15 protein-coding genes are annotated in these 23,646 nt (G+C 65.1%); 10 read left to right on the top strand and 5 right to left on the bottom strand.

What is annotated here, in order from left to right:
* The 7 genes from ON00_RS00410 to ON00_RS00380 all read left to right on the top strand — a co-directional run.
* Positions 1–2,952: TonB-dependent receptor (locus ON00_RS00410; RefSeq protein WP_010402363.1), on the top strand; the 2,952-nt coding region annotated here is incomplete at its 5' end.
* A 172-nt stretch (positions 2,953–3,124) separates the two neighbouring features.
* Positions 3,125–5,164: an amidohydrolase family protein gene (locus ON00_RS00405; protein WP_010402360.1), complete on the top strand. Its 2,040-nt coding sequence runs from the start codon at positions 3,125–3,127 to the stop codon at positions 5,162–5,164.
* 1 nt (position 5,165) lies between these two features.
* On the top strand, positions 5,166–6,332 hold the full coding sequence (locus tag ON00_RS00400) for a serine hydrolase domain-containing protein (RefSeq protein WP_010402357.1): 1,167 nt from the start codon (positions 5,166–5,168) through the stop codon (positions 6,330–6,332).
* A complete protein-coding gene (locus ON00_RS00395; protein ID WP_010402354.1) occupies positions 6,329–7,213 on the top strand; it encodes a LysR family transcriptional regulator in 885 nt (294 codons plus the stop codon). Before ON00_RS00400 ends, ON00_RS00395 begins: the two co-directional genes overlap by 4 nt.
* A gap of 82 nt (positions 7,214–7,295) precedes the next feature.
* Positions 7,296–8,303 carry an N-acetyltransferase DgcN gene (gene dgcN / locus ON00_RS00390; RefSeq protein ID WP_029622304.1) on the top strand — a complete coding sequence of 336 codons (1,008 nt, stop codon included), beginning with the start codon at positions 7,296–7,298 and terminating at the stop codon, positions 8,301–8,303.
* A complete protein-coding gene (gene dgcA, locus ON00_RS00385) occupies positions 8,287–9,276 on the top strand; it encodes an N-acetyl-D-Glu racemase DgcA (RefSeq protein ID WP_010402349.1) in 990 nt (329 codons plus the stop codon). Before dgcN ends, dgcA begins: the two co-directional genes overlap by 17 nt.
* Entirely contained in the window at positions 9,273–10,835 is a 1,563-nt protein-coding gene (locus tag ON00_RS00380) for an N-acyl-D-amino-acid deacylase family protein (protein WP_010402348.1), read from the top strand. Before dgcA ends, ON00_RS00380 begins: the two co-directional genes overlap by 4 nt.
* A gap of 3 nt (positions 10,836–10,838) precedes the next feature.
* Here ON00_RS00380 and ON00_RS00375 read toward each other — a convergent pair whose 3' ends face one another.
* Positions 10,839–12,776, bottom strand: a complete 1,938-nt coding sequence (locus tag ON00_RS00375; protein ID WP_010402347.1) for an amidohydrolase family protein — start codon at positions 12,774–12,776, stop codon at positions 10,839–10,841.
* Positions 12,773–14,749: an alpha/beta fold hydrolase gene (locus tag ON00_RS00370; RefSeq protein WP_010402346.1), complete on the bottom strand. Its 1,977-nt coding sequence runs from the start codon at positions 14,747–14,749 to the stop codon at positions 12,773–12,775. The genes ON00_RS00375 and ON00_RS00370 overlap by 4 nt, the downstream gene beginning before the upstream one ends.
* 196 nt (positions 14,750–14,945) lie before the next feature.
* Here ON00_RS00370 and dacB point away from each other — a divergent pair, with 196 nt between their 5' ends.
* Positions 14,946–16,400: a D-alanyl-D-alanine carboxypeptidase/D-alanyl-D-alanine endopeptidase gene (gene dacB / locus ON00_RS00365; protein ID WP_010402345.1), complete on the top strand. Its 1,455-nt coding sequence runs from the start codon at positions 14,946–14,948 to the stop codon at positions 16,398–16,400.
* 10 nt (positions 16,401–16,410) lie between these two features.
* Positions 16,411–17,235, top strand: a complete 825-nt coding sequence (locus ON00_RS00360) for a phytanoyl-CoA dioxygenase family protein (protein ID WP_010402344.1) — start codon at positions 16,411–16,413, stop codon at positions 17,233–17,235.
* A gap of 68 nt (positions 17,236–17,303) precedes the next feature.
* Here ON00_RS00360 and ON00_RS00355 read toward each other — a convergent pair whose 3' ends face one another.
* The 3 genes from ON00_RS00355 to ON00_RS00345 all read right to left on the bottom strand — a co-directional run bounded on the left by ON00_RS00355 (position 17,304) and on the right by ON00_RS00345 (position 20,416).
* Positions 17,304–17,774, bottom strand: a complete 471-nt coding sequence (locus ON00_RS00355) for a hypothetical protein (RefSeq protein ID WP_010402342.1) — start codon at positions 17,772–17,774, stop codon at positions 17,304–17,306.
* A gap of 129 nt (positions 17,775–17,903) precedes the next feature.
* Positions 17,904–18,908 carry a serine hydrolase domain-containing protein gene (locus tag ON00_RS00350; RefSeq protein WP_010402339.1) on the bottom strand — a complete coding sequence of 335 codons (1,005 nt, stop codon included), beginning with the start codon at positions 18,906–18,908 and terminating at the stop codon, positions 17,904–17,906.
* Complete coding sequence (locus ON00_RS00345) at positions 18,905–20,416, bottom strand: MFS transporter (RefSeq protein ID WP_010402337.1); 1,512 nt, start codon at positions 20,414–20,416, stop codon at positions 18,905–18,907. The genes ON00_RS00350 and ON00_RS00345 overlap by 4 nt, the downstream gene beginning before the upstream one ends.
* A gap of 225 nt (positions 20,417–20,641) precedes the next feature.
* Here ON00_RS00345 and ON00_RS00340 point away from each other — a divergent pair, with 225 nt between their 5' ends.
* Entirely contained in the window at positions 20,642–23,542 is a 2,901-nt protein-coding gene (locus ON00_RS00340) for a TonB-dependent receptor domain-containing protein (RefSeq protein ID WP_010402335.1), read from the top strand.
* Positions 23,543–23,646: the final 104 nt, after the last annotated feature.

Below are 23,646 nucleotides of genomic sequence, written 5' to 3'. Positions count from 1 at the left end.
ACAGCGATCGCGATTGCGACACCTGCTATGGCACAGGCACGACCGGCGGAGACGACCGTCCTTCGCCAGGAGCAGCGCTTCGACATAGCGCCATCCGATTTGCGCACCGCCATTTCCCGCTTTTCGCAAGCGACCGGCGTGCAAGTGGTGGTGGCACCCGACGCGGTCAGCGGCCGTCGCACGGCTGGCGTGCGTGGTAGCTATACTGCGCGAACGGCACTCGACCATTTGCTGCGCGGGACCAATCTGGGCGTGACCTTCCAGGGCGGCGTCGCCATTCTGAAGCCGATGTCGGCGACCCCGGTCCATCCGGCATTGGTCAAGGTCGCCGCACAGGATGCTGCACTTCCGGGCGCGGCCCTGCCAGATCGCTCGGTCGGCGAGGGGACCGACATCATCGTGACCGGCTATCGGCACAGCCTTACCGAAGCGCAGAACCTCAAGCGCCGCGCGGTTGGCAATGAGGACGACATCGTCGCCACCGATATCGCCGCCTTTCCCGACCTGAACCTGGCAGAGTCGCTGCAGCGCATTCCCGGCATCACCATCACCCGCGACAGCGGCGAAGGCCGCCAGATCGCGCTGCGCGGGCTTGGGGCCGATTTTACGCGCACGCAGTTGAACGGCATGGAAGTGCTCGGCAACACCGCTTCGGGCATGGACAATCGCGGCGGCGTCACCCGTTCGCGCTCGTTCGATTACAGCCTGTTCGCCTCGGAATTGTTCAACCGCGTGTCGGTCCAGAAATCCTATTCGGCAGAGCAGGATGAAGGCGGCATTGCCGGCACGGTGCAACTGACCAGCGCCAAGCCTTTCGACACCGGCAATAAACTGGTCGTTTCCGCCAAGGGCCAGACCAATGACAACACCAGCGGCGTCACGCCGCGCGTGGTTGGCCTCGTCTCGCACCGCTGGGGCGATCTCGCCGCGCTCGTCTCGGTCGCCTATAGCCAGATCAAGAATAACGAGTTCGGCTATCGTAACTGGGGTTGGGGCCTCACCAAATATGGTGCCGCCAATATCGGCCCGAACATCGATGCGGCGACACGCGCCAACCTCCTTTCGGGCGTCTACCAGCCGACCGCGCAGTCGCCATCGTCGTGGTATACCGATCGCAAGCGGCTCGGCATTACCTCGTCCGTGCAATATCACCCGGGCGACGCGTTCAAACTCGACGTCGATTTTCTCTATGGTCGGCTGTGGGACCATCGCGACGATTATGCGCTGGCGACGGCGGGCAGCAACGCGCTGACCGGAACCTCGATCACCGGAGCACAGGTGATCCAGAGCGCCGTGATCGACAGCACCAATACGCTGCGCGCGGCAAGCTATACCGGCATCGATCTGCGGTCCGAACATCATGTCGTCCAGAACCGCACCGATTTCTACCAGGGCGTGGCCAATGCCAGCTGGAAGGTGACCGACCGGCTGACGCTGAGCGTGCTTGGCGGGTATGAGGAATCGGATTTCGGCCAGCCCGTGTTCGACAAGGTGTTCATGGAGCTGAAGAACACCCCGTTCAGCTATGATGATCGCCCGACCATTCCGGTCAACACTTACGGCAAGGATATCACCGATCCGAACAACTGGGCGGTACAGCGGCTCGACGTCCAGGAAAACAAGATCACCAACCAATATGCCAATGGGAAGCTCCAAGGCGCCTACACGCTGAATGAAGCGCTCACCTTCAAGGCGGGTGGCGAGTATAAGCACTTCATCAACAGCGGCTATACGTGGGTGAACAAGGTATTCCACAACGTGCCCGCCGACATCGCCATCCCCAACACTCTTAAACAGACCGTCACTCCGGATACCTTGATTCAATACATCGTCGGCAACGTCGACGGGGTTTACAGCTATATCGGGGACAATCGGAACCTGACCGCCGCAAATCTCCAGGCGGGCAGCGATTACCGCGTCGACGAAAAGACCGGCGCAGGCTTCGCCCAGCTCGATCTCGACACGATCGTGGCCGGCATGCGGCTGCGGGCCAATGCGGGCGTGCGCTATTACTCGACCGACCTGCTGTCGTCGGGGCATCTGGCGACTGGCGCGGGCTTCACGCCTGTTGCGATCCGCACCAACAGCCACGGCTTCCTGCCTGCGGCCAATCTGGCGCTTGATGTTGCCAAAGCGGTGGTCGTTCGGCTGAGCGCCAGCCGCAATGTCAATCGCCCTGCGCTTGGCGATCTGGCGGCGGCCGGGTCGATCACCACGCGCCCCAATGGCGGCAGCCTGAGCCTCGGCAATCCGTTCCTGAAACCGTTCAAGGCGACCTCGGTCGAGGGGTCGGTCGAATATTATATGGGTCGAAGCGGCTTTGCCTCGGTCGGCTTCTTCTACAAGAGCATGGACAGCTTCATCAGTTCGTCCACCAAGCAAATCCCCTATGGCCAGACCGGCTTGCCGCTCTCGCTGCTGGTGCAAGGCGAGGACGCGAACACCTTGTTCGACGTCAGCCAGCCGGTGAACGGCGCTGGTGCCGACATCAAGGGCATTGAGGTTGCAGTCCAGCACGACTTCACCTTTCTACCCGGCGCGCTCAAAAATCTTGGCGCGGTGGTCAACGGAACGTGGTTCGACGGGCATCAGACCGCGTATTACAATGTACCAAAGATCATCCCGCAGTATAATCTTTCGAAATGGGCGGCCAACGCCACGCTGTATTACGAGAACAAGCTGTGGGGCGTCCGCGTTTCCGATGCCTATCGCAGCAGCTATTTGACCGGTGCCGGCAACGCCATCGACAATAGCGGCGATGGTATTCGCGGGACCAACAATGTCGATTTCCAGGCCCATATCAACCTGCGCCGAGGCGTCCGGTTGATCGCCGAGGGCATCAACATCACCAACGAACCGATCGTGCAGTCGCTGGATGCGGTCGCCCAGCGTACCGAGGTCTATACGACCAGCGGCCGCACCTTCACCTTCGGCATCAGCGCCGAATTCTAAGCCCGGCTTCAGTTGCCGCAGCCCGTCTTTGCGTTACCAAGGACGGGCTGCGGATCTGGCCGGTGGTGTCGCCAAGGCCGCGATGATAATCCTCGTCCACTTTATGGATGGGCGAGCATTGCGCTGTCTGCGACGAGTTGGCACTCTCCCCGCTTCTTGGGGGGGAATCTGTATGCGCCGACTGATCCTTGCGACATTGCTCGCCGCGACCGCTTCGATCGCCGGAGCGGCGCCGACACCGAAGGAACAATTGCTAGTGCCGCCGCCCGGCGCGCGGCACTTTACCCTCAGCTCGATCGCCGGAAAGCATGGCGACATCTGGTCGTGGACGATGCCCGACGGGCGCGTCGCGTATCGCATGTCGATGTCGCTGCGCGGCTGGGTGACCGAAACCGACGAGGTGGTCACGCTCGATCCCACCCGACGCCCCACGACGATCGCCATTCGCGGCTTTACCGATTCCGGGGATGCGACGGAGACCTTCGCTGTTGGCAGCAACGGGGTGGCGGACTGGAAGACGGTGATCGATTCCGGCTCCGCTCCCTTCGCCGACAAGCATTATAACACCTATGGCGGGCCGCCACTTGCCGGTGAATTCGATATCGATGCGCTGGTCGCAGCGGGGGCCAAGGGCATCGACTTGCTCCCGACCGGCCATGCCAGCATCGCGATCGGGCAGCCAACGCAGGTCGAAGGCCCGCACGGCCCCAAGACGATCAAGCTCGCCTTTCTGACGGGATATGGCTTCGCGCCATCGCCGGTATGGCTCGACAGCGACAATCGTCTGTTTGGCAACGCCGGTGTCATTTCGATGTTGCCCGAAGGCTATGAGAAAAACGGCCCCAAGCTGAAGGACCTTCAGGACAAGGCGACCGCCGCAATGGTGCGCGAGGTGGCGCATCGTTTCCTGAGCAAGGCCAACCACACCGCGACGCTGATCGACCATGTGCTGATGTTCGATTCAGTCGCGGGGCGCTACGTTCCGGATCGCGCGGTGCTGATCGCGGGTGGCAAGGTCGCGGCGATCGGCGCTGGGGGTTCGATCACCGCGCCTGCGGGCGCGACCGTGATCGACGGGCACGGCAAGACGCTGACCCCCGGTCTGTGGGATTCGCACCAGCATGTCGGCGATGACTGGAACCTGCTGCAGAACGTCGCCACCGGCATGACCAATTACCGCAGCCCCGGCTCGCTGATCGACGAGGCGCTGAGCATCTACAAGCGCCGGGCAGCGGGCGATTTGCTCGCCCCTGACGGCAAGGTGTCGGTGATCGTCGATCGCAAGGACCCGCTCGCCGCGCAGGGGGCGCTGACGGTTTCCTCGGCCGCTGAGGCCGTCGCCGCCGTCGACAAGATCAAGGCGGCCGGGCTGTGGGGTGCCAAATTCTACACCTCGATGAATCCCGCCTGGATCGCGCCCGCAGCGGCGGAGGCGCATCGCCTGGGGCTGCACGTCCACGGCCACGTGCCCGCTGGGATGCGTCCGCTCGACGCAGTACGCGCGGGCTATGATGAAGTGACCCACATCAACTTCATCCTGATGCAGGCGATGCCGCAAGAGGTGGTGGATAAGGCCAATACCGCTGCACGCCTCGAGGGGCCCGCCAAATATGGCAAGGACGTCGATCTCGATTCCCCGGCAATGACGTCCTTTTATGCCGAGCTTGCCAAACGCCACACCATCATCGACCCGACGCTGACCGTCTGGGAACCGTTGATGACGTCGGACGGCAGCGCGATCTCGCCCGAATATGCGCCGTTTTCCGATGTCGCGCCGCCTAGTGTCGTGCGTGGCTGGAAGATCGGCGGCTATCCCTTGTTCGGGGGCCTGACGCGCGACGATTTCCGCAAGAGCTTCGCCAAGATGGTCGATCTGGTCGGCAAACTCCATCAGGCTGGCGTGCCGATCGTCGCCGGGACCGATGGCTATGGGCTGGAGCTGGTGCGCGAACTGGAACTGTACCAGCAAGCGGGCCTGAGCAATGCCGAGGCGCTGCAGACCGCAACCATCATTCCCGCGCGGATGACCGGCATGGACGACCGCACCGGATCGATCGCGGTGGGCAAGACCGCCGACATCTTACTGGTCGATGGCGATGTGTCGGCGGCGCTCGGCAACCTGCGCCATGTCCACACCGTCTTTCTGGATGGGTATCGGCTCGACGGCGCGGCACTGCGCCAGGCGAGTGGCTTGAACGGGATGCCCAAGTGATATGATCTCTGCGTTGCTTTTGCTCGCCGCGAGTGTCCATCAACCGGTCGCTGCGGCGCGGGTGACCTTTGATCGACGCGGGGAGCGGACGGTCCACGTTTCGGGCCTGGCCGATGTCGCCGCCGCCAGAACACTGCGCGCGGACGATCCGGTTCGGATTGCGTCGATTTCCAAACTGGTCTCGGCGATTGCCGTCCTGCGCCTGGTCGAACAGCACCGGCTTGATCTCGATGCCGATGTGTCGACATGGCTCGGCTATAAGCTGCGCAATCCGGCCTTTGCCGACCGGCCGATCACCTTGCGCCTGTTGCTGTCCCACCGCTCGAGCCTGACCGACGGCATCGACTATGTCCTACCGCTCGACGCCGATCTGCGGAGCGTGCTGGCCGACCCGAAAGTGTGGGACACCGCGCACCCGCCGGGCACCTACTTTCGCTATACCAATCTGAACTTCCCCGTAATCGCCGCCGTGATGGAACGGGCCACTGGCGAGCGGTTCGACCAGGTGATGCAGCGGCTCGTCTTCACGCCGATGAAGCTCGATGCCTGCTACAATCTCGTCACCTGTTCGGACGATGCTGTCCGCCAGGTGGTGGTGCAATATCGTTCGGGGTCGGTAACGCGCGACGACTATCACGGTGCGCGCCCGACTTGCCCAGTCGCTCCCGCCCGCGACGGCAGTTGTGATCTGTCCCTGTGGCGTGCGGGCAAAAACGGCGCGACCTTTGCGCCGCAAAGCGGGCTTTATATCTCTGCACGCGGTCTTGCCCGGATCGGGCGGATGCTGCTCGACAACGGGCGGATCGACGGCGTGCGCATCCTTTCTCGGCGCTCGGTCGATCTGCTGGAGACCCCGCAATGGACGTGGAACGGCGATAGCGGTGTGGGCAGCAATGGCGACACCTGGCACGGGCAGATGTGCCGCTATGGCCTGGCGGTCGCGTTCCTGGCGACGCCGGTCGCGGGCTGCCGCGACGATCCGTTTGGCGACGGGAAGCCGCGCTGGGGGCATTTGGGGGACGCTTATGGGCTGAAATCGGGGCTGTGGATCGATCCACAGCACGGCAACGGCGTCGCGTATTTCGCGACCGACGTGCCTGCCGATCCCGGCACGCGCTCGGCCTATAGCCGCACCGAAGAAGCGCTCGCACAGGGTGTGGCCCCATGAACCTGCGTCACATCGAGATTTTTCACGCCGTCTATGTCAATGGCTCGGTCAGTGCGGCGGCGCGGGCGCTCAATATCTCGCAGCCGTCGGTCTCCAAGACGCTGCGCCACGCCGAATCGCTGCTCGGTTTTCCGCTGTTCGAGCGCGGCACCGGGCGTCTCGTGCCAACCGAGGACGCACATACGCTGTTCGCCGAGGTCAGCGAAATTCAGGACCGGGTTTATGCCCTGCGCGAGGCGAGCCGGAACCTGAAGCGCGGCACCGGCGGGATGCTGCGGGTGTCGGCGCTGCCGTCGCTCGCGCTCGACGCATTGCCCGTGGCGGTGGCGAGCTTTTTGCGCAGCCATCCGACGGTCCAGTTCGACTTGCAGACGGTTCATCACGATGATTTGCTGCGCAAGCTCTACGAACGCGAAACCGACATTGCGATTGCGTATGCGGTGCCGCCAGCCGCCCCGATCGGGCATCGCTGGCTCGGCGAGGGCGAACTCGTCGTCCTGTACCGCGAACAGGACATGCCCGACGCGCCGCCACGGCTCGAACTGGAATGCCTGCGCGACAAACGCTTCATCAGCCTGGCGGCGAGTGGCCCGATCGGACAGTTGTTCACGCAGGAATTGCAGCGGCTCGACCTCGAACTCGACGAGGTGGTATCGGCGCGGACCTTCTATATCGCCACCGCGCTGGTGCGGCAGGGCGTGGGGATGACGGTGGTAGACAGCTTCACCGCGCAAGCCTCGCTCAGCCCCGGTCTGTCGGTGCGGCCGCTAAAGCCGCAACTGGCGTTCGATGTCCATGCGATGTTCCTGCTCAACCGCCCGCCGACCGCGCTCGCCACCGATTTTCTCAAGACGCTGGCGCGGGTTATCGACGCCGCCTGAAGCGGACGACATAACGACAGGCTATGCCGAGTGATCCACTCGCTATGCTGTGGCGGTCGCCGCGGCGGATACGGTGGCCGGCATGATACCCGGACCCTATCTGCTCTATCTCGGCCATAGCGCCGACCCTATCGGCATCAAGACGTCGCGCGGCCTCGCCACTTTCCGCCCGGACGATTGCGTCGGAGAGTTTCGTTACGACGATTGCCCGCTGACGCTCGGGCTCAAGCGCCTGACGATTGCCGAGGGCGCAAGCGCTGGCTCGCGCACGCTGGTGCTTGGCATCGCCAATTCGGGCGGGACGATGGGGGCCGATCTGATCGCGGATGCCGTCGCCGCGCTGGAAGCGGGAATGAACGTCGCGGCCGGACTCCACCAGCGTTTGCGCGATGTGCCACGGCTTGTCGCGCTGGCCCGCGAGCGCGGGCTGAGCTTGTTCGACGTGCGCGATCCGCCTGCGGATCTGATGGTTGGGACGGGATATCCGCGCGCCGGTCGCCGGTTGCTGACGGTCGGTACCGATTGTTCGGTCGGCAAGATGTACGCGACGCTCGCCTTGACCACGGCGCTGCGCGCACGCGGCATCGCCGCCGATTTCCGGGCGACAGGCCAGACCGGAATCCTGATCGCAGGCGGCGGCATACCGGTCGATGCCGTGGTCGCCGATTTCATCTCGGGGGCAATCGAGCAGCTCGCCCCGGCGCGCGCTGACGACGGTTGGGACGTGATCGAAGGGCAAGGGTCGCTCTTCCATCCCTCTTTCGCGGGTGTCTCGACCGGCCTGCTGCACGGCGCGCAGGCCGAGGCGATCGTGCTGTGCCACGAACCGGGGCGTGCGCACATGCGCGGTCTGCCCGGGCGCACCCTGCCCGAACTGGCGGAATGCCTGGCGATGAATCTGCAAGTGGCGCGCCTGACCAGCCCGAGCGTGCGGGCGGTCGGCGTGTGCCTCAACACCTCTGCGCTCGACGCAGTGGCGGCGCGCGCGCTGTGCGAGCGGACCGAGGATGTGCTCGGCCTGCCCTGTACCGACCCGATCGCCTTTGGCGTCGAGTCCATCATCGATGCGCTCTATGCCCCGCACGCTTGAGGCACGGCACGACCGCTTCGCGTTGCACACGCCGTTTCGCATCGCGCGCGGCGCGAAAACGGCGGCGAATGTCGTCACCGTAACCATCGCGCAAGACGGGCATGTCGGTCGCGGCGAGGGCGTCCCCTACCCGCGCTATGGCGAAAGCGTCGCGAGTGCGCTCGACGAGATCGCGCACGTACGCGATGCGATCGAGGGCGGCGCGGACCGCGAGGAGCTGCTCGGCCTGCTGCAGCCGGGCGCGGGGCGCAATGCGATCGACTGCGCCTTATGGGATTTGGAGGCGAAGCGCTCGGGCCGCGCGGTCGCGACGATGATCGACGGCCCCGACCTCACCTCCATGGCAAGCGCGTTGACGGTGGTCATCGACACACCAGCGGAAATGGCCCGGGCGGCCGCCCTGATCGCCACCGCGCCGCTGATCAAGGTAAAGGTCGACCACGCAGACCCCGCCGCGCAGCTTCGCGCGGTGCGCGCCGTGGCCCATAACGCCACGATGATCGTCGATCCCAATGAGAGCTGGGACCGCACCCTGCTCGAAGCGATGCAGCCGCTGCTGGTCGAGCTCCGCGTCGCGCTGCTCGAACAACCGGTGCCGGCCAGCGTGGATGCGTGGCTCGCCGATTTTTCCCCGGCAGTGCCCATTTGCGCCGATGAATCGGTCCATACCGCCGACGATCTCGATCGGGTTGCCGCACGCTATCAATGCGTCAACGTGAAGCTCGACAAAGCGGGCGGGCTGACCGCCGCGCTCGCCCTCGCCCACGGAGCCCGCGCGCGCGGGCTCGGGGTGATGACCGGTTGCATGGTCAGTTCCTCGCTCTCGATCGCGCCCGCCTTGCACGTGGCGATGCTGTCCGATTTTGTCGATCTTGACGGGCCGTTATGGCTGGCGGAGGATCGTGTCGGTGGGGTGACGGATGTAGGCGGCATATTGTCGCCACCGCCCCCCGGCTTCTGGGGTACGCCATGAACATCGGCCGGATTGGGCTATTGGTTGGTGTCGCGCTCGCCTCAATCAGCGCTTCGGCCCCGCCGTCCGCAGACCTGATTCTGCGCGGCGGCACCATCTATACCGGTTCGGACGCGCCGTTCGTCGGCGATGTGGCGATCAAGGGCGACCACATCGTCGAGGTCTCACCGCATGTGGCGCGCGCCGCCACGCGCGTGATCGACGCGCATGGCATGATCGTCGCGCCCGGATTTATCGATCCGCACACGCATATGGGGGACGATCTGACGTCGGACGATCCGGCCAGGCGGCTGATCCCGATGTTCCTGACGCAGGGCGTGACGACCGCGTTTATCGGCAATGATGGCGGCGGCGAGATTGACGTTGGCCGCGTGCTCGACAGCGCGCGGACGCGCCCGGTCGGGATCAACTATGCCACCTATACCGGCTTCGGCACGATCCGGCAGCGCGTGATCGGCGAGGCCAAGCGCGCGCCGACGCCGCAGGAACTGGCCCAGATGCAGGCGCTGGTTGCAAGCGCGATGTGCCAGGGCGCGATCGGGCTTTCGACCGGGCTGTTCTATGCCCCGCAAAGCTTTTCCAAGACCGATGAGGTCGTCGCGCTCGCCGCTGAAGCAGGCAAGCGGGGCGGCTTTTACGACAGCCATATCCGCGACGAGTCCAGCTACACCGTTGGGCTGCTCGCCGCGATCGATGAGGAGATCGAGATAGCGCGCGCCGCGCATATCCCCGCGCACGTCTCGCACATCAAGGCGCTTGGCGTCGATGTGCAGGGCCAGGCCCCGGCGGTGATCGCGCGGATCGCGGGAGCGCGCGCGGCGGGGCTCGACATCACGGCGAGCCAATATCCATGGTCGGCCAGCGGCTCGAGCATGGTTGCCTCGCTGGTTCCATTATGGGCGCAGGATGGCGGTCGCAAAGCGATGCTGGCGCGCTTCGACGACCCCACGCAGGCCACGCGGTTGCGCACCGACATGGCCGAAAACATGCGCAAACGCGGCGGGCCGACCAAGCTGTTGATCAGCGAAGGTGCCGAACGCAATCGCACCCTGGCGGAAGTCGCGGCGGCGACCAAGACCGACCCGATCTCCGCCGCCATCGCGGTGATCCGCGTCGGCGATCCCGGCGTCATCTCGTTCAACCAAAGCGAGGCCGACATCGCCGCCTTCATGCGGCAACCCTGGGTGATGACCGATTCCGACGCCTCGCCCGGCCACCCGCGCGTCTATGGCAGTTTCGCCCGCAAATACGCCAAATACGTCGTGGCCGATCACGTCCTGACATTGCGTGAAATGATCGAGCGCAGCTCGTCGCTAACCGCCGACACCTTCGGCCTGACCGGGCGCGGGCACCTCAAAGCCGGTGCGTTCGCCGACGTGGTGGTGTTCGACCCCCGCCGCTATGCGCCGCGCGCAACCTATCAGCAGCCGACCGAGCTGGCGGTCGGGGTGCAGACGGTATTGGTCAACGGCGTCCTCGCGGTCGATGGCGGCAAGCTGACGGGCCGTGCCGCAGGGCGCGCGCTGCCGCATCGTCCGCCCACCGGAACCTGTCCTTAAGCGTCAGTTGGTTTCGCTATAATGCTGCGGATTGCGGGCTCCGGGTGCTGGCAGCGGCGCAGCCCGGTCATCGCTCGCGCGTTCGCGATAGAAATGGATATTGTCGAGTTGCAGCCACGCTTTGCCGCCGGGCTTGCCCTCAAGCCGCACGATCAGCGCGCGCAATTTCGCCAGATCGAGCTGAGCCTTTGGCTCGCGGCTGGCAAAGGCGCTGAACGGGATGTGGAAGGTGCGGCGAACCTCCCCTGCTTCGAAGCCGGTGCGGAACCAGTCATCATCGTTGATTGCATAACTGTCGAACAACAAATCGTAGCGCCCGCTACCGCGCGCATCGAACGCGACGCCGGTGAAACCCCGCGCATCGGCGAGCTGCACCGCACCTTGCGTGAGCGGCAGCACCAGTTGCGCGAACGGACGCGGCTTGGCCCCCATGTGCGCGATCAGGAAGACGGGTCGATCGGGAGACTTCGGATCGTCGCTCCCCGGCCGAACGAAATCGAGATGACTATGGTCGACGCCGGAATCGGTGCTCTCGACCGGCAAGGTGTCGAGATCGGTGCGTCCGTCGGCGCGCGCGCCGGTATCGATTGGGCCCGGCATGACGTGCAGCGGGAGCGGCGTTGGCGCGGCCCTGTTCACCAGCGCGCGAAGCGGGGCGAGCGCGACCTCGCGACCCGACACGAACACACGCGCCACCTTCCATAAATCGGTGATGCGCTCATCGGGTCGCCCGGCGATCAGCACCAGATCGGCGCGCTGGCCCGGCGCGATCCGCCCGTTGTCCGCCGACCGCCCCAGAATATCGGCACTCGTTGCGGTCGCGGCGACCAGCGCCTCGGCGGGGGTGAACCCAAGCTTGGTCAGCCACCAGATTTCGCGCAGCGTACCGGGGCCGTGATACACCCCCTCAATCCCCGCATCGGTGCCGACGCCGATGCGGACGCCTGCCGCCTTCAAACGCCGGACATTGTCCTGCATGATCGCCCACCGCTTCGCATCATAAGCCGCGACCGGCTTGGACGATTGCGCCGCATGGCTTGCTTCGAACGCCGCCTCGGGCGGCGTCAGCGCGCGTTGCTCGTCGGGTTCGAAACGGCGGGTCTGCTGCGGCTCATACACCACCAATGTCGGGATATAGGCGGTGTGATGCGTCTTCATCAGCGCGATCAAATCATCGTCGATCAGCGCGTCCCCGGCCCCGTGGCCCACGGCATCGACCCCGGCCATCGCCGCAACGCGGTCGCCCTGCACCGTTACCGTATGGGTGATGACGGGCAGACCGGCCTTGTGCGCATCGGCCACGATTGCGGAAAGTGTCGGCACGTTCATGCTGTTGAGATCGCTGTCGCGCCCATAGCGCCAGCCATCGGCAAACACCTTGATGAGGCTGGGCTGGTACGGCAGCGCGGTCGCCATCGCGACATGCGCCGCGGCGGGGGTTGCGGCCTGCAACGTGAAGAAGGCCCCCCAACCATATTCGGTGCCGTGCCCGCCCGGCACGCCCACGCGCACCGCCAGTTCGAGGTGCGGGGCCGCGACCGCCCCGGAAGCGACCATCTGGCGGATCGGCGCAATCATTTCGCCCGACACCGAATAGTCGTTCACCGACGTCACCCCTGCCAGCAGATAGCCGGCATAGGCCTTGCCCAGATCATCGGGCGCATCATAACCCGGCGAGCGCAGATGCGTGTGCAGATCATGCAGGCCGGGGATCAGCGTAAGCCCCCGCGCGTCCACACTGCGCGCGCCGCGCGGTTTGCGCAGGTGCGGGCCGACCGCAACGATGCGGTCCCCGCGCACCAGCACATCGCCAACAGTGGCGGGCGCGCCGCTGCCATCGAACACACGTGCGCCGCGGATGAGGATCGTATCGTCGGGGCTCGCCGCCGCGCACACTGCCGACAGCGACGACATCGCCAGAAACGCGGCAACCCACTTCATCGCGTGACCTTGTGCATGAGCGTGCGATCCAGAAAATCATCCGTCGCCCGATAGCTTGCCAGCCAATCGGCATAGCGGAAAAAATCGTGGCGCTCATCGGGAAAGACCAATTGCTCGAACGGCACCTGCCGTGCGGTGAGTTCACGCGCGAGCAGCAAGGATTGGTAGAAATCCACGCTCTTGTCGTCATCGCCGTGGATCAACAGCACCGGCGATCGCCACGTCGCGATCGCGCCGAGCGGAGAGGATTGCCATTGCAACTGATGCGCCGCCGCCTCTGCCTCCGGCGACAGCGTCTTTTCGACCGGGCGGACCATCGCGTGGACGCCGTGAAAATCGACCCCGGCGGCGAACAGGTCGCTATTGCGCGCGAGCGCCAGCGCGGTCAGATATCCGCCCCAGCTCCCACCCCAAATCCCGATCCGCGCCGGATCGACATCGGCCCGTGCCGCCAGCCATTTGCCTGCGGCCAGCACATCGCGATATTCCGAGGCGCCACCGCGCGCCTGGCCCGGTGCTTCGCGAAAATCGTGACCGTAACCGGTGCCGCTGCGATAGTTGATCGACAGCACGTCATAGCCCTCGGCCGCGAAATGCTGGTTCAGGATGTAGGCGTTCGAATAATAATAGGATGTGTTGAAGCCGGGCAGCATCTGCCGACGCGGGCCGCCATGCACATAGACCAATGCGGGATGCTTGCCGGCCCCATGCGCGCGGAACAATTGGGCATGGACTAGCACGCCGTCTTCCGCCGCGAAGGTGACCGTTTCCGGCGCTGCAAACCCGGCAAACGAGGGCGCGTCATGCAGCGGAGCGAGAGCGTCGCCGACCAGCGCAGGATACGCCAATTGCGTAGCGCTGGTCGCCAGGACCGCCAGCGTCGTTCCGGCGAAGGTCGGGATCGTTTCACTGCCCGCGCCGTGCGTCAGCCGCATCGCCGTGCCGCCGGCGAGCGGCACCGTCCAGATGTGACGCCGTTCAAGATCCCCGGCATTGGCGGCATAGACCAGCGCCTTGCCATTGGATGACAGCAGGAAGCTCTCCAGCTCAAACGCGCCCGGCGTTAGATCGCGCGCGGTGCCGCGCGCAGGATCAAGCGCATAAGCGTGGAGCCAACCGCTGCGCTCCCACGGGAAGACGATTGTGCCGTCCTTCGCCCAGAAGAGATTGCGCGCGCGGGATCCGGCATAGGCTCCGCCCGCGCCCGCCGGGGCCGCCCACAGCGTGTGCGCCGCCCCGTTCGCAAGCTCGACGCTGCGGATCGACCAATAGCGGCCGCCATCCCCGATAGCGGTGGCGAGCGGATCGACGAAGCGGATATAGGCGATGCTCTTGCCATCGGGCGCAAAGCACGGCTCGACCGCAAAGCCCAGGCCAGGATCGAGATAGCGCAGCCGCGCCTCCCCCCGCGCCGCCACATCGAGCAAGGCAATGAAACTATGGTCCCCGCGTTCATCGACAAACAGAAGCTGGCGGCCATCCGGGGACCATTCGAGCCGGGAAACATCCCCCGCAACCGTGGCGATCCGCTGCCCGCCTGTCGCCCGGCTCCACAGCCAGATTTCGCCCTTGCGGGTATAGGCTAGCCGCTCGCCATCGGGCGCGAAGACGGGGGCGTGGCCCTCACCCACCCGTTCCGCCGCGCCGCCAGCGGTCGCGGTGAGGAAAAGCTGTTGCTTGGGCGGCGTCGCGCTGGCGGCGGTATTGGGGATGCTGCCATCGGGAAATTCGGGGTCGCCACCGCGCACGAAAGCGAGCCTCGTGCCATCCCGCGTCAGCGCGAGATCGGACAGCTGCTGCCCGTCATCCTCGGTAAACGCGGTGATCGCGCGCGCAGGCGCACCCCGCGCCGCGACCCAGATGTTGCGCACGCCGCCCGCATTTTCGACCCAGGCAAAGCGCGGCGTATCGGCCGCCCCCACCAACCCGCTCGAAATCGGCAAGGCCAAGGTCGCGGCCAGATCATCGGCCATTGCCGGTTGAGCCAATAGCAGGGCGCAAAGCCCCAACCCCAATGCGATGCGCCGTGTCATGGCGACATTGTGAAGCCGCATGGCGGTGGCGACAACCGCCGATCGCCACGATCATGCGCAACGGTTATACCGGGGCCAACGCTCTGTATGTGCCGCACTGCATTGTTTGTCGCGCAATTGGTCCTAGGCTGCGCGAATGCACCGCGCCCTTGTCCCGCCCTTCGTCCTGCTGCTTGTCGCCGCCCTGCCGACCGCGCTCCACGCCCAATCCGCGTTGCAGAGCCGGGTCGAAGACGTGTTGCGCAGCGCCAGCCCCGGCACGCGCTTTGGCCTGGTCGTGGCGGATGAGACCGGCACCGAAATCGTCGCAATCAACCCCGATCAGCGCTTCATCCCGGCCTCCAATACCAAGATGTTCACCACCGCCGCCGCTTTCTGGTCGCTGGGCGCGCTCGACCAGCCAGACGAAGCGGGCGGTGCGGCGGTGCGGATCGACCAGACCGGCAAGCAGCGCGACGTGATCCTGGAAGGGCATGGCGATGCCCGCCTGTCGAGCGCCCCGGCCTGCACGGTCGATTGCCTTGCGACGCTGGCCGATGCCGTCGCCGCCAAAACGGGCGTGGTGCGCGACGTGGTCGGCGATGACAGCCTCTATCCCGACGAGCGCTGGAGCCCGGGGATGAGCTGGAACAACATCCCGACCAAATCGGGCACCGCCACCTCTGCACTGACGCTCGACGACAATGAACTGCCCGTCGCCGTCACGCCGAGCACGCCCGGCCGCCCGCCGACGGTGACGCTGCCGCCTTATTACACGCTCGAAAATGGCGCGCTGACGACGGCGACGGGTGCGACCACGATCACCTTCGATCGCGCGCCGAACGGCACGGTGGTGCGGCTTGGCGGCACGATTGCGGTTGCGAGCAAGCCCGAGCCATTGCGCCTCGGCATCGATGATCCGGCGCATTATGCTGCGTGGATGCTGCGCAATATGCTGGTTGCGCGCGGCGTTCGCGTGACGGGCGACGTCAGCGTGCGCCATCGCCCGCTCACGCCCGCCGACGACCCGGCAATCCGTGGCAGCGTGCCCGCAGCACGGCCCCCCGCCCCCGCCGCGCTCGCGCGGCTGACGCCGCCACCGCTGATCGAGGATCTGACGCTGATCAACAAGGTCAGCCAGAACCTCCACGCCGAACTGATGCTGCGTCGCGTCGCCCTGAAGCACGGCAGCGGATCGATCGCCGATGGCCAGGTCGCCGTGCGCGCGATGCTTGCCGAGGCGGGCGTGCCGCGCGTGGCGTTCGACTTTGCGGATGGCTCGGGCATGTCGAGCTACAACCGGGTGACGCCGCGCGGCGTGGTGACCTTTCTGCGCTGGGTGAGCGCGCAGCCGTGGGGCACCGCGTGGCGCGCAACGCTGCCGGTGGGCGGCGAAGGCACGCTCACGCGCCGTTTTGCCGGCACCGCGCTCGACCACAGATTGTTCGCCAAAACCGGCACGCTCAACGCCACCAATGCCCTGTCGGGCTATATGGTCACCAAAAGCGGGCGCATGCTGACGATGGCGTTTTACGCCAACGATGTTCCCGAAGGCGCGAGCGCGACCAGGGCGATGGACGCCGCCTTGCTCCTGATCGCATCGCAAAACTGAGAGACGGGTAATGACCGATTATGTCGCCGACTTTCGTGCCCATGGCTACGCCATCGTGCGCGGATTCTTTTCGCCCGCCGAGGTCGCCGCGATCGGCGCGGCGATGGACCAGGTCTATGCCGAAGGCGTGGCGTATGGCCGGAGCTTCCGCCACGGCAATTTGTTCTACACCGTCCGCCCCGGCCCCGACGGCGCGCCGCATGTGCCGATGGTGCAATGGCCGTCCTACCATGTCGCGCTGCTCAACCAGACGCGGCTCGATCCGCGCTGGGCGACGCTGCTGGAGCCGCTGATCGGGCGCGACATCAAGCAGATCATCAACCAACTGCATTGGAAACTGCCCGATCGCAGCGGCGATTTCGCCTGGCATCAGGACGCGAAATCGCGCCGCCCGGCGGAGGCGTATCGCAATCTCGGCAGCTCTTATGTCCAGACCGGCCTGGCGATCGATCCGCACAATCCGGGCAGCGGCGGCATGCGCTTCATCCCCGGCAGCCACACGCGCGGAGCCCTGCCGCTCGACCCCGCCGCCTCGCTCGGCCGCTCGCCCGAAGATAGCGCGCTCGACGCAGCAGGCCTGTCGCCCGAGGATCAAGTCGACCTGATCCTCGAACCCGGCGACATCGCCTTGTGGAGCCCGTATTTGGTCCATGCCTCGGGCACCAATACCGCCACCCATCTGCGCCGTTTCTACATCAACGGCTATGTCCGCGCCGAAGATTGCGACCGCGGCGAATGGACCTTCCGCGACGGCCAGCCAGTCGCTTTGGGCGCGGAACAAGCGTTGGTGCATTACGAGCAATTGCGCGAACGGCCCGAGCCGCATTTCGTTTAGGGGGCAACGCTGGGGCGGAGCAACCGGGATTGGTGGGAGGGAGACATCCCTGCTTCGCAAGGGAAACGTTACACACCCAGACGGTGCCGCATCCGCTGCCACCTCGAACCGTACCCCGGAGACGCTGCCGCCAAGAGTCGCTTCGCTTGCTTTTCGGTGACACCAAGCAGAAACGCGATCTCCTCCACTGAGATGTCGGACCGTTCCTTTCGCAGTTCTTCCACGGCCCACATCAGCGACGGAGAGAGCCGCTCTAAGAAAATGCAGGGTCGAATGTGCAAGGCATGCCCTGTCTTGAGCACGCGCTCGTAGCTGAGAAGCTCGACCGGCCACTCGCCATTCGCGGAGATGCGGTTAGCCTCATCGACGGTCAACCGCCGTAGGAAGTACTCATCGAAGATGCGTTCTTCCTGAGCAATCATCCAATGTTGACCGCAGGCGCGGCACTGCGAAAGGTATAACCACCAAGCGTCTCCGCCATGATCGACGACATTCTCGATGGTGGCAAGCACTCGCTCGTCGAGATCATCGCCGCCCATTGGCACTGCGGCCAAGTCAGGTAGGGCTGCGCAACAGCAGAGGTTGCACGCTTCTTTCATCTCGGCCTTATGCAGCTAGGAGCGAATGCCCGCAACTGAGCGGAAGTTATCGCCCAGTCCAATCACCCCCTACCCCACCGCCCCAACCACCGCATCGCCAGTCGCCGGTCGCAGCACGAAGATCCCGCTGTCGAAATGCCGCGTCGGGTGGACACGGTTGGTCAGCAGCGTCCAGGCATATCCGCGCTCGAAATCGATCCACAGGCCGGTGCCGGTGAAGCCGGTATGGCCGATCGTCTCGGCGGAACAGGCCGCCCCGCCCGACCAGCCGTCAAACTTGCGTTCCCACCCGCAGGTGCGATGCTCGTAGAACGGGGTGCGGATTGCGGCGCGCATCGCGGGCGATGCGCCGCTCCCGTCGAGCAGCCCGGCGGCGAAATCGAGCACGCCGCCGACCGTGCCGAACAGTCCGGCATGGCCGGTCTCCCCGCCCAGCGCCGCCGCATTCTCATCATGCACTTCGCCCTTCAGCACGCGGCCGCGCCACGCGCAGCGCTCGGTCGCCACCGCCGGGCCGGGCGGCGGGCCATAAGCGAGCCCTGCGCCGAGCGACCAGGCCGAGAGCGGCGCACCGGTCAGCCGCTCGACCGCGATACCGAGCAGGATGAAGTTGATGTCGGAATAAACCGGCGGCCCGTGCCGCCATTCGCGCTGCAGCACGAAGGCGCGCAGCCGCTGCGGATCATCGCCATAGGTGTAAATCGGCTCGACCGCAGGGAAGAAGGTGCGGTGGGCCAGGCAATCGCGGAAGGTTAGGCGGCGCTCGGGCGCGCCCGCTATGTCATATTGCCGCAAGTCGGGGATCGCCTCGGTCAACGGCGCATCGAGATCGAGCCGGCCCTGATCGGCCAGCTGCAGGATCATCGTCGTCGTCGCGATCACCTTGGTGACCGAAGCGAGATCGAACCAATGCGCCTCGGTCAGCGCTTCCGGCTGGGGCAGCAGCGCGGCGTGGCCCGCGACCTGCACCGCCCGCTTGCCATCGGCGGTGACGATCCCGAGCGTTGCCCCGGGGATACGCCCCTCGGCAACTGCCGCCGCCGCTGGCGCGAACGCGCGTTCGATGTCGATCATGCCGCCTCCTCGCGCGGCTGCACCCGCGCGATCAGCGGCAGGAACAGCACCGCCGCCAGGCTGAGCCCGCCCGACAGCCAGAAAAATCCGTCAAAGCCAATATGCCGCGCGATATTGCCCCCCGCCCCCGCCAGCAGCCGTGGCAGCAGAAAGGCAAAGCCCGACAGGAACGCATATTGCGCGCCGGGATAACGCGGGTTCACCAGCATCGACAGGAACACGACGAACACAGCCCCTTCCATGCCATGCGCGAATTGGTCGAGCGCGGTGGCGATGTAGATGACGTGCGGGCTTGGCGGCTGGAACCACAGCCACACAAAGATCCAATTGCCCAGCGCCGAGCCGATCGCCCCCAGCGCCAGCGCGCGCGTCAGCCGCAACCGCACCGCCAGCACCGCCCCCAGGGCAACGCCTGCCATACTGCTGGGCAAGGCGACGAAGCCATCGGCAATCCCCATCGTGGTCAGGTCATAATGCGCCGCGATTTCGAGCGGCTTGGACAAAGCCAGCGTGAGCACGTCGCCCATGCGGTAAAAGCTGACAAAGGCCAGCAGCGGCAGCACCTTATAGCCAAAGCGCCAGAAAATATCGACATAGGGCCCAACCATCGTCGAGCGCCGCGCCCACGCGCCCGCTGACAGACCGACAATGCGCGGCAGCAACGCCGCCATGATCAAGAAGGGCAGCAGGCACAGCACCAACACCGTGGTCGTGGCGTCGGTTTTGGCGCTGATCCCGATAGCCGCCGCCGCGCGCAACACCAGCGCCCCCACCCCCGCCGCGAGGAGCAGCGACAGGCCCAGGATCACCGCGCTGGCCCCGAGCCCGGTTGCCAGCGCTACGCCCCGCGCGCGCCCCGCCCTCGCCTGCGGGCGCATCGTGGCGAGGATCGGCAGCGGCGCGAAAGCCCCCGCCGCGATCACCAGATAGGCCCAGGCCCAGTTGGCATGGTCCGCCACGATCAGCGCGCCGCTGCCCGCTGCGACCATCGCACTGCGATAGCCCCACAGATTGGCGGCCGTCAGCGGCCCCTGCGTTTCGGGCGTGGGGGCTAGCTCGATCCGCCAGGCGTCGGCCGAGACTTCCAGCGTCGTCGTCCAGAACGCCAGCAGCACCGCGAACAGCGCGGTCAGCGGCAGGCTGGCATCGCTCGAGGTGAACGCCATCGCCACCATCGCGGCGAAGATGCCCAATTGCGAGAGCATGATCCACCCCAGCCGCGGTCCGAAAAAGCGCCCGAAACCGGGCACCGAAAAGCGATCCAGCAACGGAGCCCACAGGAACTTGAGCGTCGGCAACAACTGCACCCAGCCGAAAAAGCCGATCAGCACCAGATCCACGCCGTGCTTCGCCAGCCGCGCCGACAGGATCGTCGAAAACATGTAATACGGCAGCCCGGCAGAGAAGCCGAGCAACAGATATAACGCAAACCGACTGCGCGCGGAGTCGAGCCCCGTGGCAACGCTCGGCGTTTCCGGCAGTGACGCGCCGGATATCACCGCCGACATCGCAATCCCCTTTTTGCGGCCGCACTACCGCGACCGGGGCATGCTCGTCTGCGCTTGGCCCAGCGTCAATGCTGCACTGGTGCGCGCACGCAACACTTTTGGTCAAATCCGTCGCAAGAGATGCCCATAGGCTATGGCACTCGCAAGAGAAACTATGGCGCGATGCAACATTCCTGTTACCTAATGTCCAGGGTTGCGCGGGGGCGCAAAAAGGGGGTTCAGACTATGACGTCGCTCAAGACTTTGCTCATTTCCGGCACGGCGTTCACCGCCTTGACGTGTCTTTTCGCCGGGACCGGGTTCGCCCAGACGACGCAGGAAGCAGCAACCCCGACCGGGGCGGCCACGCCCTTGATCGGCGCGGGAGAGAGTTCGGCAAAGACCGACTCAGCCGATATTCTCGTCACCGGTTCGCGCATCAAGCAGAACCCGAATGACAGCGCGCTCCCCTTGCAGGTCATCACCGTCAAGGAACTGCAACGCAACAGCATCAGCAGCCCCGAACAGCTGATTGCGTTCCTTACCGACAATGGCAGCTCGGCCGACAACCTCGCCAGCAACTCCGACGTCGTGACCTCGGAACGGCGCGGCAATAACGGCGCGTCCTTCGCTAATTTGCGCGGACAGGGCTCGGCGGCGACCTTGGTCCTGCTCAACGGGCGCCGGGTCGCGGCGCAAGGCACGACCGGCTCGGCCGTCGACGTCAATCAGATCCCGTTTGCCGCGCTCGACCGCGTCGAAGTGCTGAAGGACGGCGCATCGGCAATCTACGGCACCGACGCGGTCGGCGGCGTCATCAACTTCATCACCAAGAAGAACTATCGCGGCTTCGGCGCGACCGCCTTCACCGACGTAACCGAAAAAGGCGACGCGCCGATCTACCGCCTGTCGGCGATCGCCGGTTTTGGCGATCTGGACAAGCAGGGCTTCAACGTGATGGGGACGGTCAGCTATAGCTGGATTTCCCCGCTCGAGGCGCATTCGCGCAGCTTCGTCAACACCTTCCAGCATGACCGCGGGCTTGGCGTCGATACGCGCGGCACGCCGTTTGCGACAATCGTCAACCTGGCGGGCACCAGCTTCGCCACATCGTCCGCGTTTCCACTGATCCCGGGAACAACGGTGCGCGCCACCGGCGGCATTAACGCCTTGCGTCTGCCCGGCCAGGCGGGCTGTAATGCAGTGCCGGACCAGGATATTTACGATACTGACGTATGGGGCGCACCGGGCAACGGCCTCGCTTGCTCCTACGACACCGGCAAGAACGTCTATCTCCAGCAACAGCTCAACACGCTGACCTATCTCGGGCGCGCGGTGAAGCGGTTCGGCGAGCATGAGATCGCGCTCGAAATCACGGGATCAAGCGCGGACTCGGTCAAGCGCTTCTCCCCAGTGCAGATCACGCCCAACACCACCACCCAAAACTACAAATATGCACGGATCGCGGGCGTCAACGATGTCGCCTTCGACAACCTCGTCAGCCGCATCAACAGCGTGTTTCCGGGGCTGCTGAACTCCAACTCTACCTTCTCCTATCGCTGGCGCTGCGTCGAATGCGGTGAGCGCGAGATTTCGACCACCACCACCACCTTCCGCGCCGCGCTGAATGCGACCGGGCCCTTGTTCAAGGGCTGGGACTACAGTGCCGGCATTTCCTATGCCGACAGCATCTCGGCCTCGACGCTTGGCACCGGATATTATTATCAGGACGCGCTGGTCGCCGCGCTCAATAGCGGCGCGGTCAACCCGTTCCTGTTCCCCGGCCAGACGCAAAGCGCCGCCGGGATGGCGGCGATCCAATCGGCGTCGGCGCAAGGCGTCGTGCTGTATGGCGGCAAATATTCGGTCAAGCAGGGCGATGCGTCGGTCTCGGGGTCCTTGTTCGACATCTGGGGCGGCACGGTAAAGCTGGCGACCGGCGTCGATTTCCGGCGGGAGGAATATAAGTTCAACGGCGATCAGCGCGCTGTGCAGCGGACGATCATCGCGGCTCCGTTCGACAATGGCAACGCGCTCAACGGCGTCCACCGCGACATCAAGGCGGTCTATGCCGAGTTGCTCGTGCCGATCTTCAAGGGCTTCGAGCTTACGCTCGCCGGCCGCCTCGACGATTATTCGGGCTTCGGAACGACGACAAACCCCAAGATCTCGCTCAAATATCGGCCGTTCAAGCCGATCATGTTCCGTGGATCCTACAACACCGCCTTCCGCGTGCCGTCGTTCAACCAGATTTTCAATCCCGACACGGATTCGGTCTACACTGGGTCTGATTTCGCAGACCCCAAAAACTGCCCGAACGGCACCGTCAATGCGGCAAACGGCTGTCCGTCGCTCAACAACAACGTCAACATCCGCAACGGCGGCAATTTGGCGCTGGGGCCGGAGACCGCGACGATGTTCAGCGGCGGCGTGGTGTTTGAGCCATCACGGCACTTCAGTGCGACCGCCGATTTCTGGTCGATCAACCGCAACAACACCATCCAGGTGTTGCCGCTGCAATATCTGTTTGCCAATTATTCGATCTTCCAGGATCGCTTCATCCGCGACTCCTCGGGCAAGCTGACCGTCATCGACCAGACCTATGCCAATGCGGGGAACACCAAGACCCAGGCCGTCGACTTCACGGTGCGCGGCAGCATCGACGCGCTTGGCGGCAGCTTCGGCGCGGGGCTGGACGGCACGCTGCTGCTCAAGAAGGAGGAGAAGGTCAACGCCAGCGCCGCGACCATCCAGCAGCTTGGCGTCTACTCGCTCGCGTCCGATCTTGGCCTGCGCTGGAAGCACAATGCGTTCGTGAGCTATTCGAACGATGATTTCAGCGTGTCGCTGACGCAGATCTTCCGCTCAGGCTATAAGAATCAGGTGCTGCCAGGCGTGCTGGCGGGTACCTTCAACCCGTCAAACGACATCACCGATGTCGCGGACTATATCTATTACAACCTCTCCGCTTCTTATAACGGGATCAAAGGGTTCAAGCTGACCTTCGGTGTGCGCAACCTGTTTGACACCAACCCGCCCTTCGCCATCTCCTATGACAGCAACAACGGCAGCGGCAGCTCGTGGGAGCCGCGCGTTGCCGATCCACGCGGGCGTTCGTTCACCATGCAGGCGGAGGTGAAGTTCTAAACGGACGGCCACGAGCGGCCATCAAACCAATAACGCACGCCCGGTTGCAATAGCGGCATCGACTGCAACCGGGCGCACCACGTCACAAATGCCGCATCGCGCAT

The sequence above is a fragment of the Sphingomonas echinoides ATCC 14820 genome, from assembly GCF_000241465.1.
Lineage (GTDB): Bacteria > Pseudomonadota > Alphaproteobacteria > Sphingomonadales > Sphingomonadaceae > Sphingomonas > Sphingomonas echinoides.
This window is presented reverse-complemented; position numbering and strand designations above follow the sequence as displayed.

Coding starts and splice junctions, on each gene's coding strand:
- ON00_RS00345 (WP_010402337.1), bottom strand. CDS start 20,416: ATGTCGGCGGTGATATCCGGCGCGTCACTGCCGGAAACGCCGAGCGTT.
- dacB (WP_010402345.1), top strand. CDS start 14,946: ATGCACCGCGCCCTTGTCCCGCCCTTCGTCCTGCTGCTTGTCGCCGCC.
- ON00_RS00395 (WP_010402354.1), top strand. CDS start 6,329: ATGAACCTGCGTCACATCGAGATTTTTCACGCCGTCTATGTCAATGGC.
- ON00_RS00370 (WP_010402346.1), bottom strand. CDS start 14,749: ATGGCCGATGATCTGGCCGCGACCTTGGCCTTGCCGATTTCGAGCGGG.
- dgcA (WP_010402349.1), top strand. CDS start 8,287: ATGCCCCGCACGCTTGAGGCACGGCACGACCGCTTCGCGTTGCACACG.
- ON00_RS00355 (WP_010402342.1), bottom strand. CDS start 17,774: ATGGGCGGCGATGATCTCGACGAGCGAGTGCTTGCCACCATCGAGAAT.
- ON00_RS00360 (WP_010402344.1), top strand. CDS start 16,411: ATGACCGATTATGTCGCCGACTTTCGTGCCCATGGCTACGCCATCGTG.
- ON00_RS00340 (WP_010402335.1), top strand. CDS start 20,642: ATGACGTCGCTCAAGACTTTGCTCATTTCCGGCACGGCGTTCACCGCC.
- ON00_RS00400 (WP_010402357.1), top strand. CDS start 5,166: ATGATCTCTGCGTTGCTTTTGCTCGCCGCGAGTGTCCATCAACCGGTC.
- ON00_RS00380 (WP_010402348.1), top strand. CDS start 9,273: ATGAACATCGGCCGGATTGGGCTATTGGTTGGTGTCGCGCTCGCCTCA.
- dgcN (WP_029622304.1), top strand. CDS start 7,296: ATGATACCCGGACCCTATCTGCTCTATCTCGGCCATAGCGCCGACCCT.
- ON00_RS00350 (WP_010402339.1), bottom strand. CDS start 18,908: ATGATCGACATCGAACGCGCGTTCGCGCCAGCGGCGGCGGCAGTTGCC.
- ON00_RS00405 (WP_010402360.1), top strand. CDS start 3,125: ATGCGCCGACTGATCCTTGCGACATTGCTCGCCGCGACCGCTTCGATC.
- ON00_RS00375 (WP_010402347.1), bottom strand. CDS start 12,776: ATGAAGTGGGTTGCCGCGTTTCTGGCGATGTCGTCGCTGTCGGCAGTG.